Raw genomic sequence first — 17102 nt, forward strand, 5'->3', positions numbered from 1 at the left:
AACGGGTTCGGCCGATTCCCGATTCAGTAAGAATCTCCCGCTATTGCTATGACGGGGCGCCTGTCATCAATCACGGAATCAACCGAAGGAATCCTTCGCTACAGTATTCAACTTTTGATACATCCGACCACTCTTCAGCGATCCTTGGGGAAAGGATCCTTCCCCGCCAACCGCTGGATCGAAGTGACGACATCGGGTTCGCGCCTAGCCTCCATCGACAACTAGGCATTCGACTGATGCCTACCGTTCCAAGCATTCAGATCTCGAGCGAGACAATCCGAGATGTTCAGTGAGGTGAGACTGGCCGACCCTTACCCGATCATGGTGACAACGGAAGCAATGCAGTCCACAGAGAGCCTCAAACACATCAACGCGCCGACCACCACATCCTGTATCCTGTACTTAGCGCCAGTTTCGACCCAACCATTTGTCACTCACTTCCGAAGCGTCCGACCGGGCAATAAACCAAAGAAATTAGACTTCCTTCGCAACTTTCGCGAAGGATCAACCAGAGAGCCTTCAACCATCACGTAGTGTCAGAATTTCATGATCTGATCTAATGGTGTCGAGCACTGGACCTGACGGTCGGCTGAATAGAATCAGCGTATTGAATGCAACTTCTCCGCCACCCCAAAGCGAGCCCAGTCCAATTCTGCTGGACCAATATCGGCCAATCGCCGAACAGACCTTCAGGAATGTTGACAATTCATCAGAATCATCATCCAGCAACCTCTCCGCCTCTTCGACGACCACGAGATACACCGGCGATGGCGTGTCATTCAGATCTGACATACACTCATCAAATGCTGGCCAGTTCTTCCCGAAGTAGGCCGGAAAACCGAAGGCCCGCCCATAGACTTCGAAGAGGTCATCAAGGGTTTGCATATCTTTGCCATCGAAACGCACGACCAAACAATCCGGTAGCGCCGAAATAGCTTGGACATACGGGTCGAGCTCGTCTGACTCACCCGCAAAAACCCACGGTCGCGCGTTTGATGTCATACTTGCAGCAGGATCTAGCCTGTCCATTGGATAATGCTCCTGTATTGGTCGTTGCAGTTCGCCATGCTGTTGTCCACTATCTTGACGGTATCGACGTTGACACACTTTTCGAGCATTAGAATCTAGCATCTTCCGTATCGAAACAATGGGTCATGCGCGAACTTGAAGTCATCGAATCGCCCATTGTGCACCTCCCTCGGCGCGGTCAAGCCCGGCACCGCAGTGGCCCTATCAAGATCATCGCCAGCCTGAGCCAGACCAGCGTCCTCGCAACCCCGTGGGTTATCGACCAGCTCACCCCGCAGCTGACGGACGCGGCGAACAAGGTCGCGAAACGCCCCGCGACTTCAACTGACCAGCGGCACATCGTCAACCGAGCGCCGGCACCGGATCCGATCGGTGCCGGCGCTCGGGCGTCGGATCAACCTAGGGTGCCGTCCCTCCGTCGGACATCCAGTGTTCGACACCCGATTGAATAGCGTCGAGAACCTCCTCCTCCGCAAAGACATCCGTGCCGACGACCCGGTCGTCGAACGACCCGAACCCCCGAACCCCCGAACAAGCATCGCGCCCTCGAGAACAAGCGGAACGAAATGCCTGACCAACGAGTTCCCGTCGACAGACACCCGGCGAAATCCTTCGATCACGCGCTCGAGTTCATCGATTGCGCACTCTGGGGGTAGGAGAAGACACACGGCTGAGCGGTCACGACTGACTTCAACGGCAGCAACGAAGTTGGCCGTATCGGTCGTCAACCAGCCACCGAACTGCAGCAGGTCGTCGTTCCGATCGAACTGGAAGTCGTGCCGATCTCCGGGCGGCAGCACTGCTCGATCGTTCTCCCAACGCTTCCATAGAGATTCACGTTTCATCGTGAGAGCGCCGCGTCGATTGAGCGGAGCAAGTGGCGGGGACACTCCGACGAGGACCAGTCGACCGGCCAAGACAGAGGGAGCAACGTGGCTCAATGCGTTGGCAGAGATATCGACAGAGCTCCCTCGCGACGAATCTCGACACCAACAATACCGATCCGTGGACCGCGACGAGCGAGATCCGCGAGAATAGGGACGGATTCGGCCGATTCCCGATTCAGTGAGATTCTCTCGCTAATAGCCATAATGATCGCCGTTCGGTGTGTTGAGATGTGGCGCGTGGGTCCGCGAGGGTCGTCGACAAGATGCGTCCGTGAGCACTGGGTGCGGCGGACCCGCCACTCTTCCAGCGCACATGCACCGGATCGGATCCGTGCCTGCGCGCGACCGACTGATCGGGCGGTGCCGCGGGAATCGGTGCCAGGTAATCGCGAATTCGTTGTTCGGGCTCGTTGGAAGCACCGTCCAGCCATCACGAGGAACAGACCGCAGGGGTCAGTATCAGAATACCCGGGGCAACGCTCACCTTCCCCCGCCAGGATGTTATCTAATCCCAGAAGAGTCAGATGGATAGAGATGCCAAGTTGCGGAGTTCAACGATCTGGCCCATCGAATGCAAGAATCCATGTTCCATCCTCTTCTGAAGAAACACCGACGACTGGATACCCATCGACGGACGCTGTGACAAATTCCGGATAACCGTTTCCGTCAACAAAGAACTCCGCCATCTTCACGGCTCCTCTAATGCGGACTCGATACCATCTAGTGGAATGAAAAGGATCACCGGGAATGCTCAGCAGAAAAGTACCGTCGCCACTGAAGAGACCATGATCTTTAGCTGCCCCCTGCCAGGCCCTATCAACCAAGGCTGCAGCGTCCGACTTATCGTCAGAAACGATGGCGACTGGCTTCGAGTCCAGATTGATCGACATCTTCCACGCCTTCACTGGATCCAGGCTACCCGGCGTTCCCCCTTCCGCGACGATCTCCAGCCCAGAATTTCGAATCTTCTGGCGTTGCTCCAGATTCAAAACAGACCCACCTAATAGTAGAAGTGATGCTTCCTATCGACTGGCGCATACCGCTCCAACTCGGAGCCGGAGTCCCATCCGAAGTTCACGAAGTTTCGCCCTGAATCCAGCTTTGGTTGACCCGCATGGAAATGTGGACGTTGAATCGGATCGGATGTGTGCTCCACTACCACCCTCGAACCATTCGCAGTTTCAAACTGTGCGTAATTCCCCCACGAACCCTGGTTCTCAGAGTATAGGTACCCAGGGAACCCGCGGCGTGTTACATCTCCACCAACTTCCCAAGCGGCGTCCGGCGTCGCACCCTGGGCAATTCCCGCCCGATCAAAGGCAGCATCACGGGCAGATTCCCTACTCTCGAACTCACGGTTGTCCGGGCACGGTACCAACCCCAGCGGATCCGACCACACCGTCGGGTTGTGCGGGTAGCTGTTCGGATTCGGCGACGGCGCGAGTCCGAGCGGATCCGTCGTCGCGTAACGCGCAGTGACGGGGTCGTAGTAGCGATGCAGGTTGTAGTGCAGGCCGGTCTCGTCGTCGAAGTACTGGCCGGGGAACCGGATCGGGGTGTCGGCAGCGCCGGTCCAGGACGTGCTCCCCCACAACGACATCGCCGACCGCCCCGCGACGTCGGCCGTCACCGGATCGACCAGTTCGGTCGGCGTGCCGACGAGGTCGGACACGATCGCGTAGAACTCGGCATCCACCGAGGCCTGATCCGCCGGGCCCACCGCCGGCACCGAGGCCTGCGTCAGGGGCGTGTGCGTCCCCGGCTGATAGGTCCACCGGGTGACGCGATGGGACGTGGACTGCTCCACCAACGTCGTCGCATCCCACGTGAACACCGTCCGCTCCGCCACCGACCCGTCCTCGGCCAGACGGGACTTGACGGTGCGCCGGCCCAGGGCGTCGTAGCTGTACCTCCACCGCACCCCGTCCGGCGTCGTCACCTCGACCATCTGGTCGAACGCGTCGTACCGGTACTGCCACACATCCGGTTTCCGCGACAGTCTGGTCGTGACCTTGCGGATCAGCCTGCCGGCGTCGTCGTAGCTGTACCGCGTGCGGCCGTCGCGCACCAGCAGCGTTCCGCGATACTCGCGCCCGCCGTCGTCATCGAGATCCGCCGTGGCCGTCTGCGTCACTATGTTGCTCAGCGCGTCGTACGCGTACCGCTCCACCGCGGTGCCGTCGTCGACCACGGATGTGATGCGGCCCGCCGCATCCAGCTCGAACTGCCGGCGCAGCACCCGATCGGTCGTCGTCGTCTGCCCGGCCAGATAGCCGTCCGGACGGTAGTCGAACACGTCGGACCGCAACACCCGCGAAGCGGAGGCCGGACCGGAATCGAAACTCAAGCTCAGCGACGACGCCGGATGCGCCACCGCCTCCTGCATGGTCAGCCGCCCGCGCGAATCGTGGCCGCGGGTAATCCCCAACTCTCCCGCTCTCCACCCGGTGACCGCGCCGCGCGCGTCGTAGGTGAGACCGATCGAGTGCCCGTCGACCGCCACCGAGGCGACGAGGCCCGCCGCATTCCAGCGCCACCCGGTGACACCTCCGGTGTGCGAACGCCGCTCGACGCGCCGCCCGAACGGATCGTGGTCGAAGCGCAGTTCGCCCGCTCCGTCGACGCTCTGCCGCGCCAACTGCCCCGCAGCCGTGTACTCGAACTCGACCGTATGGATCGGATCCCCGCCGATGCCACTGACTGCCGACAGCGTCCGTCCGGCCAGATCGTGGGTGTAGCGCCGGAACTCGCCGGTGTCGGCGGTGACGTCGAGCAGGCGGCCCAGGATGTCGTGCGAGTGGTGGCGCGTCACGCCGGTCGCGGACGTCACCGTTGCGACTCGTCCCGCGACATCGTGCGTGTATGCGGTTCGCGCACCGTTGAAATCGGATTCGGCGACCAGACGCCCGTCCGCGTCGTACTCGTACCACCAGGTCTGCCCCAGCGGGTTCGTGACCGCCGTCAGGCGCCGCTCGGTGTCCCACGTGTACGCGGTGACCGAGCCGTCCGGGTCGGTCCGCGAGGCCATCAGATCGAAGGATCCGTACGTGTACGACGTCGTCGCGCCGACGGGGTCGGTGTGCCGCACGAGGTTTCCCTCGCCGTCGTACTCCCACGACTCGACTGCGGCGTCCGGATGCGTCCGCTCCAGGAGCCTGCCGTCGGGCGACCACCGCAGTCGCGTCACCGCACCCGTCGGGTCGGTCACCGAGGCGGTGCGCCCGAACGCGTCGCGCGTGATGCGCGTCGTCGCCCCCATCGGGTCGGTGACGGCGACGGGCAGTCCGGCGTCGTCACACTCCACGATGGTGCGGGCGCCGGTCGGCTCGGTGACAGAGGACACCGCCCCGGTCGAGTGGTAGGTGTACTCGGTCCGCGCTCCCCCGGCGTCGGTGACGGCCACCAGGTTGTTCGCGGTATCCCAGTCCTGGCGGACGACCGTGCCGTCGACCTGGTGGACGGCGACCGGCCTGCGCGGCCCGGCGTAGTCGACGGTGATCGAGTGACCGTCCGGCCGGGTGATCTGCGAGACGTCGCCGTCGGCGGTGTAGCGATACCGGGTCACGGCGCCGTCCGGGCCGATCACGCGCAGCGGCTCGCGGCGCTCGTTGTAGTCCGTGTGCGTGCGAGAGCCGTTCGGCGACATCAGGTCCCGTTGACGCAGGTCACTGTCGAACCCGTGCGCGGTCTGGGCCCCGAGCGAGTCGGTGACAACCGTGACCGACCCCGGCCCGTCGGCCGTCGGCACGTAGTCGAAGCGGGCCGACATGATGCCGTCGGTGCCGTTCTGGACCACTACCCGTCCGTCGGCGTCGTAGGTGTTGACCATCCGGTTGCCGTTGGTGTCCTGCCACGACAGCATCCGACCGTCGGCGTCGTACGCGTAGCGGGTCGTACCGCCGAAACCGTTGGTGACCGCGGTCAGATGCCCGCCGTCGTAGCCGAAACGGCGGACCACGACGGCGGCACCGGTCTCCGGGTCGATCACCGACAGCGCGCCGATCCGTCCGCCGCGCGCGTCGACGAGCACGCGGTAACCGCCCGTGTGGGACACCTCGACCGGTGCACCGTCCGGGCCGTAGTGGAACCGGATGCGGTTGCGGAACCCGTCCGTGATCGCGCTGATGGCGATGTTGCCCAGCGCCGAATCGACCCCGCCGAGTTCGGCTTTGGGGGCGAAGTGCCAGGTCAGCGACCGGTCCGGGTCGTGCACCGCGTAGCCGCCGGTCTCGGTCCGCGAGAGCGTCCAGCGCTGCAGGGACTGTCTCGGACGGACGGGTTCGCCCACCGCCGGGTGCGGATAGACCACCATCACGCCGTCCTCGGCGAGCAATGTGACACCGGATTCCTCGACCACGACCCGCATGTCGATCGTCGACGACCAACTCGGGCCGAACCACCGGCCGAATCCGTAGCTCGAGCGGTGTCGCCGCCCGAACACGAGCGGCAGCACGCCGGGCAGCGTCAGATCGGTTTCGGGCAGCAGGAACTCGCCGGTGGCGGCATCGACGGGGTCCTGGCACTCGGTGACCTGGTTGCTCGTCTGGTCGCTCGCCGGGCCGTTGTCCTCCGCGGTCCGCGCCGCGCCGGAGTCGGATTCGGCGAGATGCTGTGGGTTCGGGTTTTCGCCCTCGGGTGGACGGGTGAAGTCGGGGTCGTGGCCGGCGCCGGTCGAGCCCTGGTCGTGCGCGGGGGTGGACTGGTCCGGGGTGCCTGGGTCCGTGTCGTGCAGCGACGATGGTGAATCGATTTCCGGCGCATCGATTCTCGGAGAGTCGAGCCCTGGGGCCTCCATGCGTGGGACGTCGGGCGTCGGGACGTGGCGGGTCGCGTCGGCCACATGGTCGGCGGTCCGCAGGCCGCTCCCCAGGTCACTCGCCAACTCGACCGCGTGCATGGATGTCCGCGCACCGGCCACTCCGGCGCCGGCGCCACCCGTCGCCGCCGTCAGCAGCGCGTCTCCGGTGAGCGCTCCCGCGAACTCGAACGGGTTGGCCCGTGCGTCGGCGAGGAACGCCTCCACCACGGCCCCGGGATCCGCCGCCGCCACCACGAGGCCGGTCGTCAGGTCGCTGAGTCCTTCGACGTACTCCGCCGGGTGGCTGAGGTTGTACGGATCGACGGGGTTGACCTGTCGGACGAACTGCACGATTCCGGTGACGCCGGTGACGAGACCGGACGTGAAGTTGACGCTGCCGTGCTCGATCACGTCGGTCAGGTCTCCGAAGTTCGCGGCCATCCGCTGCGTGAACGGCGGTTCCTCGGGCGCCGAGTCGGTCAGGGCCGCCAACTGACCGGCGATCTGTGACGCGGCGTTGTCGCGGCCTGCTCCCATCGCGCGATCGCGTCGGCTGCGCGCGCCTGCGCCGACTCGATCGTGTTCGCCCACCAGGTCAGCGACTGCGCGGCGGACGTCATCGCATCGGCAGCGTCCTGCCACAGCGCCGGCTGCCTGTCGTAGACGGCCTGGAATGCATCGGCCGCGTCGCCGGTCCAGCCGGCGGCGTCGACCGTGCGCAGGGAGGTCCCGGTGGACCCGATGTTCGTGCCCAGCTCGGTCAGCGTGGTGACGGCCTCGTTGACCGCACCGGCGTCGCCACGGATCAGTTCCCGCGGATCGGTGGTCTGGCCGAGTTCGACCTCGTCGACCGCACCACCGGTGCTGCTGGCAACCCGGTCGCCGAGGTCCGTGAGGACGTCGGCAACCCCGTCCGCGCCCAGGCCGCGGGCGACACCCGCCAGGGCGTCGAGACCGGCATCGGCCACCTGGCCGGCCTTTTCGACAACTCCTTCGGCCGCGTCCTCGACGAAGTCGCCGACCTTGTCCAGGCCTCCGATGACGTCGTCCCACCCATAGCCCCATCAGTTCTCCCCCCCGCCCTGCCCCAGCCCTGGCCGTCGGTCAGGTCTGGTCATGCATGACCGACGCCGCCTGCTCGGCAGCGCCGGTGTGGTAACCGCTTGCAACGTCCACACCGACAACGTCCGCGACCACCGGCGACACGTTGGCAAACGCCTGCGGGCCGACCGCCGAGATCACTTCGTTGTTGGTCCGGATCGTGTCCATCGCGGCGTCGAACGACTCCCCGCTGTAGTCGGGATGGAGCACGTTGTTGACCGGGTTGTCCGCCAACGTCTCGCACCAGGACCGCTCGCTGATCTCCTCCTCACCGAGGTGCGGATTTCCCGCGACATGGGTCCATGCGGTCTTGACGGTGTCGGAGAGCTGCTGGTCCATCATGTGATAGCGCCCGGCCTGGAGATCGAGCAGCTCGGCAATCTCGTTCGCCGACCGGACGAGGTTGCGCACGCCCCACGACCACCGCTCCGCGTACTCCTCGAGACTCTTCTGAACCGCCTCGGATCCCGCCTCCATCGGCGACAGCGCCAGCATCGCGAAACCCCTACCCGCCGCGGCCGTCTCACCGATCCCGAGCTCGGACAGCGAGTCGATGATCCCGGTGATCCCCTGCGCCGCCTGCCGCAGAACGACGGGATCGACCTCGAGCCCTGCACTCATGATCGCGCCGCACCCAGATCGGGCGGAAAGGCCATCGGGCGAGCACCAGCGACGTCGACGACCACCCCGGTCTGCCGGTCGAAGCTGGGCAGGACCTGCTCGACGATCCGCCAACCGAACAGTGTGTGGTAACGCGCCTCGATGCGTTCACCACGTGTGAGAGCGTGCCGCGCGAACTCGCGTTCACTGGTGAACGCGGGAACCCATCCGAGATCACGGATCTCGGAGCTCCACACTCGGTTCTCGGCCGTCAGGGGCACCAAGAGCGGTGCCCGGCGAAACGCGTCGAACAGCGCGTTCGGCTGCCCGAAGCCCTGATAGAAAGCGTCGATCTCGGCAATGAGATCTGTGCAGCCCCCACGCACCGAACTCCCCCTACGTTCCATCCCCCGGAATCGGCGCAATGCTACTACCCGGCGCCATCGCGACCGAACCCGACGAATTCGGCGTAGCGTCCCGGCTGAAGGAATCCTCGGATGGGAGGCCGCCCATGTCGAATCTCGGTACCACCGGGCAGCCCTCAGCCGCTCACGCCGCCGTCGGGCTGGCCGTATTGTTCTCCGCCGCCGCCGCACTCGGCGGTTTCCTGTTCGGCTACGACACCGCCGTGATCAACGGTGCGGTCGGCTCCATACGCGACCGCTACGACATCGGCGCCGGGGCCACCGGTCTGTCGGTGTCGCTGACGCTGCTCGGCGCCGCGCTGGGCGCCTGGGTCGCGGGCAGTATCGCCGACAGGCTCGGCCGCATCCGGGTGATGCAGATCGCGGCGGTGCTGTTCGTCATCGGCGCGCTCGGCTCGGCGTTCCCGTTCGGCATCGTCGACCTCACTCTGTGGCGTGTACTGGGCGGCGTCGCAGTCGGTTTCGCGTCGGTGATCGCACCGGCCTACATCGCGGAAATCGCGCCCGCCGCGATCCGCGGCCGACTCGGCTCGATGTACCAGTTGGCGATCGTGCTCGGCATCGCCATCTCCCAACTCGTGAACTACGCGCTGTCGTCGGCCGCCGGTGGCGGGCGCGGTGAACTCCTCGGCGTCGAGGCATGGCAGTGGATGCTCGCGATCGAGTCCGTGCCGGCGCTGTTCTACCTCGTGATGACCTTCACGATCCCCGAATCACCGCGGCACCTCGTACGGTGCGGCCGAGAGGACGCCGCCCGCACGATCATCGGCGAGCTCGAGGGTGGCGACGACGAGGCCGTCACGCGCCGGATCGAGGAGATCCGCACGTCCCTCGGCGCCGATCGCACCCGGGTGGGCGTACGGACCCTGTTCTCGAAGACCACCGGTGTCGCGGCGCTCGTGTGGGTCGGCATCGCGCTGGCCGCGCTGCAACAGTTCGTCGGCATCAACGTGATCTTCTACTACTCGAGCACACTGTGGCAGGCCGTCGGATTCGGCGAGGACCGTTCGCTTCTCATCAGCGTCGTGAGCGCGCTGGTCAACATCGTCGGCACGTTCGTCGCGATCGCCGTGATCGACCGCATCGGGCGCAAGCCCCTGCTCCTCGTCGGCTCGGTCGGAATGGCCGCCTCCCTCGCGACCGCCGCGGTCTGTTTCCATTCGGCAACGGTCACGACGAACGACATCGGCGAGTCGGTGGCGACCCTGACGGGCGCGGGCGGCACCGTCGCGCTGATCGCCGCCAACGCGTTCGTGTTCTTCTTCGCGCTCTCGTGGGGTCCGGTGGTGTGGGTGCTCATCAGCGAACTGTTCCCCAACCGGGTCCGGGCGGCGGCCGTCGGCGTCGCCACGGCGTCCAACTGGGTCGCGAACTTCCTCGTGTCCGCGACATTCCCGTCCCTCGCGGACTGGAACCTGTCGCTCACGTACGGCGGCTACGCGGTGATGTCGCTGCTCTCGCTCTTCGTCGTCGCCAAGTTCGTGACCGAGACCCGCGGCCGCACCCTCGAGCAGGCCGGCTGAGCGCTACCAGTGAGCGGGTCGTGACAGCGCCGACGGGAGCTTCGTGTGCGCGTCACCCCGCGCGGCACCGATCTGGAACCGGGTCAGGAACAGAGCGTCCGAGAGATCGGCGCCCCGCACGTCCGCGCCCCGCAGGTCGGCGCCGATCAGGTCGGCCATCCGCAGATCCGCGTTCCGCAGATCCGCACCGATCAGCCAGGCGCCGCGCAGATTCGCCCCGCGCAGATCCTTGCGAGCCAGCTTCGCACCCATCAGATCCGCGCCGCGGTGATTGCGGGGACGTCCAGGAGCACCCGCCCGGAACCGCTCACTGACCTGCAGGAGCACGCCGTTGACCCTGTCACGGTGCTCGGCCACGTCCAGGCCCGCGAGCACGTCCGGCGTGCTGTCGGTCAGCGTCACGGTCTCGTCCCGCAGCGCCGTCAGCTCCGACCGAAGTGACGCCGCGGCCCGGATCCGGAGCGCCTCCTCCAGGTACCACAGCAGCTCGTGCAGTTGCCGTTGCACCGGGAACACGTCGAACATCGATCGCGCGGTGTCCGGGGCGTCCCGCCAGCTGCGACCGCCGAACGTCACCTGCGACACCTTCTGTCCGGCGCCGAAGCAGTCGTACACGGTGCAGCCGGTGAACCCCGACGTCCGCAATTCGGTATGGATGCCACACCGGAAGTCGTCGACGAGGTTGCGGCACGGCGTCCCGCCGTCCTTGTCGACAGCGAAGTCCGCCGACCTCGCGAACGGCAGCGCGACGCAGCACAGCCCGAAGCACTGCCCGCAATCTGCGGACAGCTCAGTCATTTCCGGCACCCGAATCGAGTCCTTCCGACGCAGTCGACAATTCCCCCGTGGTTCACACCGGGGCTCCCCGGGCGCCACCATTGTCACCCGACACAGGGGACTATCCCAAACGCATTGAACGGCACAGCCATTCACAGACCGACCCGAAACCGATCGAGTCCGGCCTGTTGACGGCGCCCGACCGGTGGCGAACACTTGGCGTGGGTCCTCGCGATGTCGCTCCCCGCGGCACCCGACGTCGCCGGGATGCGTGGTGTCGGGGGTGCCGCTCCGAAGCGGGAGGTCCCCCATGGCAGTCGACCCGAGACAGGCCCACCTCTGGATCGTCGGCGGCGGCATCGCCGGAATGGCGGTCGCCGCCTTCGCGATCCGGGACGCCGGCGTGCCCGGCGACCATGTGCACATCCTCGAGGAACTCGACGTGGAGGGCGGTGCCCTCGACGGCGCACGCTCCCCCGCGGTCACCGACGGCTGGGTCACCCGCGGCGGACGGATACTCGAGGAGGAGGCCTACCAGTGCACGTGGAATCTGCTCGAGTCGATTCCGTCGCTGGAGAATCCCGACATCAGCGTCCGCCAGGAGATCCTCGACTTCAACGCGAAGGTCAAGACGAACGACAAGGCGCGCCTGATCGACGCGCGGCACACAATCGTCGACGCGTCGCAACTCGGCCTCGACAACCGCGACCGGCTCGAGATGATGCGCCTGCTGGGGCTGCCGGAACGGGCGCTCGGCGCCCGCCGGATCGACGAGATGTTCGGCGACCACTTCTTCACCACGAACTTCTGGCAGATGTGGCGCACAACGTTCGCGTTCCAGAAGTGGCACTCGGCGGCCGAACTGCGCCGCTACTTCCTGCGTTTCGTCCAGGAATTTCCCCGGATCCACACGCTGTCCGGTGTCCGGCGCACCGTCTACAACCAGTACGACTCGATGGTGGTACCGCTGCAGCGGTGGATGTGGTCGCGCAATGTCGACGTCCGGTTCGCCAACCGCGTCGTCGACGTCGACTTCGCCCAGGCCGGTCAGCCACGGCGGGTGACCCGTCTGCATGTCGAGAACGCCGACGGCAGATCGACGATCGACCTCGGCGAGAACGACTACGCGTTCGTCACGCTCGGCTCGATCACCGCCGACTCCACCTACGGCGGCAACAACGACGTCCCACCACTGATTCGCGACCGCGTCGACCACGACTGGTCGCTGTGGGAGGAGATCGCGAAGAAGGCGCCGGACTTCGGTCGGCCCAACACCTTCTACGGCAACATCGACGAGAACAAGTGGGAGTCGTTCACCCTCACCATGCGCGGCGACACCCTGCTGCGCCGCATCACCGAGTACACCGGCAACGAGCCCGGGACAGGCGCGCTGACCACGTGGTTCGAGTCGGGGTGGCACCTGTCCACCGCCATCCCGTACCAGCCCCACTTCCCGGAGCAGCCCGAGGACATCTACACGCTGTGGGGCTACGGGTTCGACATCGACAACGAGGGCGACTACGTCAAGAAGAAGATGTCCCAGGCGACCGGCAAGGAGATTCTCACCGAACTGATCCACCAGTACGGCTTCGAAGACATCCTCGACGAGGTGCTCGCCACCACCGACGTGACGACGGTGATGATGCCGTACGCGTCGGCGTTGTTCAGCCGGCGGGTGCCGGAGGACCGCCCGAAGGTGATCCCCGCCGGCTCCGAGAACTTCGCGTTCCTCGGGCAGTTCACTTCCCTGCCCGAGGACGTCGTGTTCACCGTCGAATACTCGGTCCACGGCGCGATGCACGCCGTCTACACGCTGTTCGACGTCGACCAGCCGATCCCCCCGATCTACCACGGGCTGCTCGACCCGAAGGTCGGCATCAAGGCACTCGAGGCGGCGTTCCGGTAGAAGCCTCTATCCGACAGCCGGATTCGACTTGTCGAGACCCGGCTTGTCGAGTGCCTGCTTGTCGAGCCCCACTGCGACCTCTCCGTCGGTCTTCGCCCGGTCGAGGCCCACGACCCAACCGGTGACCTGGCGGGTGACGTCCTGCGCGGTCAGACCGAGCTCACTGTGGATCTGGTCGCGGGACGCGTGGTCGAGGAACTGCTGCGGCACGCCCAGGTCCCGGCACGGAACGTCGACGCCGGCCCCGCGCAGCGCCGCCGACACGGTGGCACCGATCCCGCCGTGCAGGCCGTTGTCCTCGATGGTGACGACCATCCGGAAGTTCTCGGCGAGCTTGACCAGCGACTCCGGCACCGGGAGCACCCACCGCGGGTCGACGACCGCCGCTGAGATCCCGTGCCGGCCGAGACGTTCGGAGGCCTCGAGTGCCAGCCCAGCGAACGAACCGACCGAAACGAACAGCACGTCGCCGCGGTCGTCCTCGGGCATCTGCAGGACGTCGACGACACCGTCGAGGCGGCGCACCGCGGGAACGTCGTCGCCGACGGCACCCTTCGGGAACCGGATCACCGTCGGGCCGTCGTCCACCGCGAGCGCCTCCTGCAGTTCCTCGCGCAGGGTCGCGGCGTCGCGGGGCGCGGCGACCCGGATGCCGGGGATGATGCCCAGCAGCGACAGGTCCCACATGCCGTTGTGGCTCGCGCCGTCCACGCCGGTGATGCCCGAACGGTCCAGCACGATCGTGACGGGCTGCTTCAGCAGCGCGACATCCATCAGCAACTGGTCGAACGCACGGTTGAGGAACGTCGAGTAGATGGCGACCACCGGATGCATGCCGCCCAGCGCGAGACCGGCGGCCGAGGTGACCGCATGCTGCTCGGCGATGCCGACGTCGAACATCCGTTCCGGGAAGCGCTCGCCGAACGCGGCCAGCCCGGTGGGGCCCGGCATCGCGGCGGTGATCGCGACGACGTCGTCGCGCTGCTCAGCTTGCGCGATGAGCTCCGCCGAGAACACGGAGGTCCAGTCCGGGGCCGAGGTTCCGCGGGAGCGACCGGTGAGCGGGTCGATCACGCCCGTGGCGTGCATCTGGTCGGCGACATGGTTCTCGGCGGGGGCGTAACCCATGCCCTTACGGGTGACGGCGTGCACGATCACCGGACCACCGAAGGCCTTGGCCCGCCGCAGCGCCGACTCCATCGCCACCTCGTCGTGCCCGTCCACCGGGCCCAGGTACTTGATCCCGAGGTCGGTGAACATCACCTGCGGGCTCACGGCGTCCTTGAGTCCGGCCTTCATCCCGTGCAGCAGCTGGTACGCGGCCCGGCCGACCCACGGCATCTTCTTCACCATGCGGCGGCCGTTGTCGAGGATCCGCTCGTAGCCCGGCTGCAGGCGCAGCGCCGCGAGGTGGTCCGCGAGCCCGCCGATGGTCGGGGCGTAGGAGCGGCCGTTGTCGTTGACCACGATCACGACCGAGCGGTCCCGGCCGGCCGCGATGTTGTTGAGCGCCTCCCAGCACATGCCGCCGGTGAGCGCGCCGTCGCCGACCACCGCGACGACGTGCCGGTTCTGCCCGGACAGCTCGAACGCCTTCGCGAGCCCGTCCGCGTACGACAGCGCGGCCGACGCGTGTGACGACTCGACCCAGTCGTGCTCGCTCTCGGCGCGCGACGGGTAACCGGACAGACCACCCTGCTTGCGCAGTGAGTCGAACTCGTCCTTGCGGCCGGTCAGGATCTTGTGGACGTAGGCCTGGTGGCCGGTGTCGAAGATGATCGGGTCGGAGGGCGAATCGAACACCCGGTGCAGCGCGAGCGTCAATTCGACGACGCCGAGGTTGGGGCCGAGATGACCGCCGGTGGCGGACACCTTCTGCACCAGGAACTCGCGGATCTCCGCGGCGAGTTCCTTCATCTCCTCAGGATCGAGCTGACGCAGGTCGTCAGGCGTCTGGATACGGGCAAGGACACCCAACGAGATCGCTCCCTCCAGCAGGTTCACGGGCTGTCACACGACAGCCCGACAAGTCTACGGAGCCGCCGAACACGAGGCCGCTCGGCATCGGATCCGACCGCGCCGCTCGTGCTCGAATACACATCCCGGACTGTTCGCTCATCCTACTGTTGCTCCATGGGCAATGTGGTCGACGAGTTCATCACCCGGGTGTACGACGTGGTCCGGGCCAATCACGACGGGAACGTCGCCGACTACATTCCCGAGCTGGCGGCGGTGACACCCGACCGCTTCGGGATCGCCGTCGCGACGTCCGACGGGCACGTGTACGAGGTCGGCGACTGCGGCACCGCATTCACCATCCAGTCCATCTCCAAGCCGTTCACGTATGCGCTCGCGCTCGCCGACCGAGGCGTCGACGCCGTCGCCGAGAAGATCGATGTGGAGCCGTCCGGCGAGGCGTTCAACGAGATCAGCCTCGACCCCGACACCGAGCGGCCGCGCAATCCGATGATCAACGCGGGCGCCATCACGTCGGCGTCGCTGGTCGCCGGCGCCGATCCGGCCGAGCGGTTCGAAAGGATCCGGCAGCTCTACTCGCGCTGCGCGGGACGGCAGCTGACGCTGGACGAGGCGGTGTACACGTCCGAGGCCCGCACCGGGCACCGCAATCGCGCGATCGGCTACATGCTGCGCTCGTTCGGCGTCATCACCGGCGACCCCGACGAGGCCGTCGACCTGTATTTCCGGCAGTGTTCGATCGACGTCACCTGCCGCGACCTCGCGCTGATGGCGGCGACCCTGGCGAACAACGGCGTCAACCCGCTCACCCGGGACCGGGTGCTCAACCCCGCCCTCGTCGAGCGGGTCCTCAGCGTGATGACCACGTGCGGGATGTACGACGCCGCCGGCGAGTGGGTCACCGAGGTGGGGATGCCGGCCAAGAGCGGCGTCGGCGGTGGCGTCCTCGCGGTGCTGCCCGGACAGTTGGGCATCGCCGTCTTTTCCCCCCGACTCGACCGGCACGGCAACAGCGTCCGCGGCGTGCAGGCGTGCCGGGAACTGTCCCGCGACCTCGAACTGCACTTCCTGCACGTCACCCGGGCCGCCCGCTCGTCGATCCGGGCACGCTACGACGTCGGCTCGGCGCCGTCGCGCACACGCCGCACCGACGCCGAGCTGGCCACTCTCGACGCCTTCGGAAGCCGCGCGCGGATCTACGAACTGCACGGCGATCTACTGTTCACCGGCGCCGAGACGGCGGTCCGGGAGATCGACGCCGAACGCGCCGACCTCGAGGCCGTCGTGGTCGATGTGCGCCGGGTCGACGAAGTCAGCGGGATCGCTCGTCGGATGATCGAGTCGCTGCGGGCCGACCTCGCCGACGGCGGGTGCCACAGCGCCCTGGTCGACCCGGAGGGGCTCTTCGGACACACCCTGTCCACCCTTGCACCCGACGATCCCGGCGGACGGGTGTTCGCGGACCTGGACTGGGCCACCCAGTGGTGCGAGGAAATACTGCTGGCGCGGCACTGCCGCGGGGGCCGTCAGCCCGAGTCGATCGACCTGGAGCAGCATCCGCTCCTGGCCGACCTCACCGCCGACCAGTTCGAGAGATTCACCGACGAACTCGAGTCGCGGACCTTCGCGCGTGGTGAGTTGATCGCCCGACGCGCCGACCCCGCCGCCGGGATCTTCCTGATCCTGTCCGGCCGCGCGAGCACCACCGTCACCTCGGCGGACGGCGCGATCCACCGAATCACGACACTGGCGGCGGGGATGACGTTCGGGGAGATGCCGACGTTGCTGAACTCGACATTTCTCAACGACGTCCGCGCCGACACCGCGGTGACCCTCGCGGTACTGCCGCCCGACGGCTTCGCACGGCTGACCGCCGATGCCCCACAGATCAAGTCGGCGCTCCTCGAACGCCTCGCCACAGCCGCGTACGGGCAACTGGGGATGCTGCTGCGCACCTTCGAACAGCACGGACGCACCGACTAGGTGTACCCGGTCAGGACGTTGGTAGCGGGCGTGTCGGCTTGATGTGAAGAGAACCTCCGAGTGGGGTGTGGCTTGTCTAAGGCCCACATCCGCTCG

General features: G+C 66.5%; 11 protein-coding genes. 3 read left to right on the top strand and 8 right to left on the bottom strand.

The window, feature by feature from the left end:
- Positions 1 to 519: 519 nt before the first annotated feature.
- From J2X34_RS06925 to J2X34_RS06950, 6 genes are all read right to left on the bottom strand, one after another.
- On the bottom strand, positions 520 to 1029 hold the full coding sequence (locus J2X34_RS06925; protein WP_429516413.1) for a barstar family protein: 510 nt from the start codon (positions 1027 to 1029) through the stop codon (positions 520 to 522).
- Between the two features lie 1438 nt (positions 1030 to 2467).
- Positions 2468 to 2905 (bottom strand): hypothetical protein, encoded by a 438-nt coding sequence (locus J2X34_RS06930; RefSeq protein ID WP_429516414.1) that lies wholly within the window; start codon positions 2903 to 2905, stop codon positions 2468 to 2470.
- Positions 2906 to 2916: 11 nt separating this feature from the next.
- The gene (locus tag J2X34_RS06935; RefSeq protein WP_429516415.1) at positions 2917 to 7251 is read right to left on the bottom strand and encodes a DUF6531 domain-containing protein; all 4335 of its coding nucleotides are present in this window, start codon (positions 7249 to 7251) and stop codon (positions 2917 to 2919) included.
- Positions 7194 to 7682 carry a putative T7SS-secreted protein gene (locus tag J2X34_RS06940; protein ID WP_429516416.1) on the bottom strand — a complete coding sequence of 163 codons (489 nt, stop codon included), beginning with the start codon at positions 7680 to 7682 and terminating at the stop codon, positions 7194 to 7196. Before J2X34_RS06940 ends, J2X34_RS06935 begins: the two co-directional genes overlap by 58 nt.
- 136 nt (positions 7683 to 7818) lie before the next feature.
- Complete coding sequence (locus J2X34_RS06945; protein WP_429516417.1) at positions 7819 to 8436, bottom strand: hypothetical protein; 618 nt, start codon at positions 8434 to 8436, stop codon at positions 7819 to 7821.
- Positions 8433 to 8822 (bottom strand): SseB family protein, encoded by a 390-nt coding sequence (locus tag J2X34_RS06950; RefSeq protein WP_114724206.1) that lies wholly within the window; start codon positions 8820 to 8822, stop codon positions 8433 to 8435. The genes J2X34_RS06945 and J2X34_RS06950 overlap by 4 nt, the downstream gene beginning before the upstream one ends.
- A 104-nt stretch (positions 8823 to 8926) precedes the next feature.
- Between J2X34_RS06950 and J2X34_RS06955 the strand changes: the two genes are divergently transcribed.
- Complete coding sequence (locus tag J2X34_RS06955) at positions 8927 to 10363, top strand: sugar porter family MFS transporter (RefSeq protein WP_429516418.1); 1437 nt, start codon at positions 8927 to 8929, stop codon at positions 10361 to 10363.
- 3 nt (positions 10364 to 10366) lie between these two features.
- On the opposite strand, the gene J2X34_RS06960 is transcribed toward J2X34_RS06955, so the two are convergent.
- A complete protein-coding gene (locus J2X34_RS06960) occupies positions 10367 to 11161 on the bottom strand; it encodes a pentapeptide repeat-containing protein (RefSeq protein WP_217487197.1) in 795 nt (264 codons plus the stop codon).
- 289 nt (positions 11162 to 11450) lie between these two features.
- Between J2X34_RS06960 and J2X34_RS06965 the strand changes: the two genes are divergently transcribed.
- Entirely contained in the window at positions 11451 to 13046 is a 1596-nt protein-coding gene (locus tag J2X34_RS06965) for an oleate hydratase (protein WP_114724208.1), read from the top strand.
- Between the two features lie 6 nt (positions 13047 to 13052).
- Here the strand turns inward: J2X34_RS06965 and dxs are convergent, their stop codons facing one another.
- On the bottom strand, positions 13053 to 15023 hold the full coding sequence (dxs, locus tag J2X34_RS06970; protein ID WP_174914641.1) for a 1-deoxy-D-xylulose-5-phosphate synthase: 1971 nt from the start codon (positions 15021 to 15023) through the stop codon (positions 13053 to 13055).
- Positions 15024 to 15179: 156 nt separating this feature from the next.
- Here dxs and glsA point away from each other — a divergent pair, with 156 nt between their 5' ends.
- Positions 15180 to 17006, top strand: coding sequence for a glutaminase A (gene glsA, locus J2X34_RS06975; protein WP_114724209.1), 1827 nt, complete (start codon positions 15180 to 15182; stop codon positions 17004 to 17006).
- Positions 17007 to 17102: the final 96 nt, after the last annotated feature.

Origin of the sequence: Rhodococcus sp. BE178 (assembly GCF_050433545.1) — a bacterium.
Lineage (GTDB): Bacteria > Actinomycetota > Actinomycetes > Mycobacteriales > Mycobacteriaceae > Prescottella.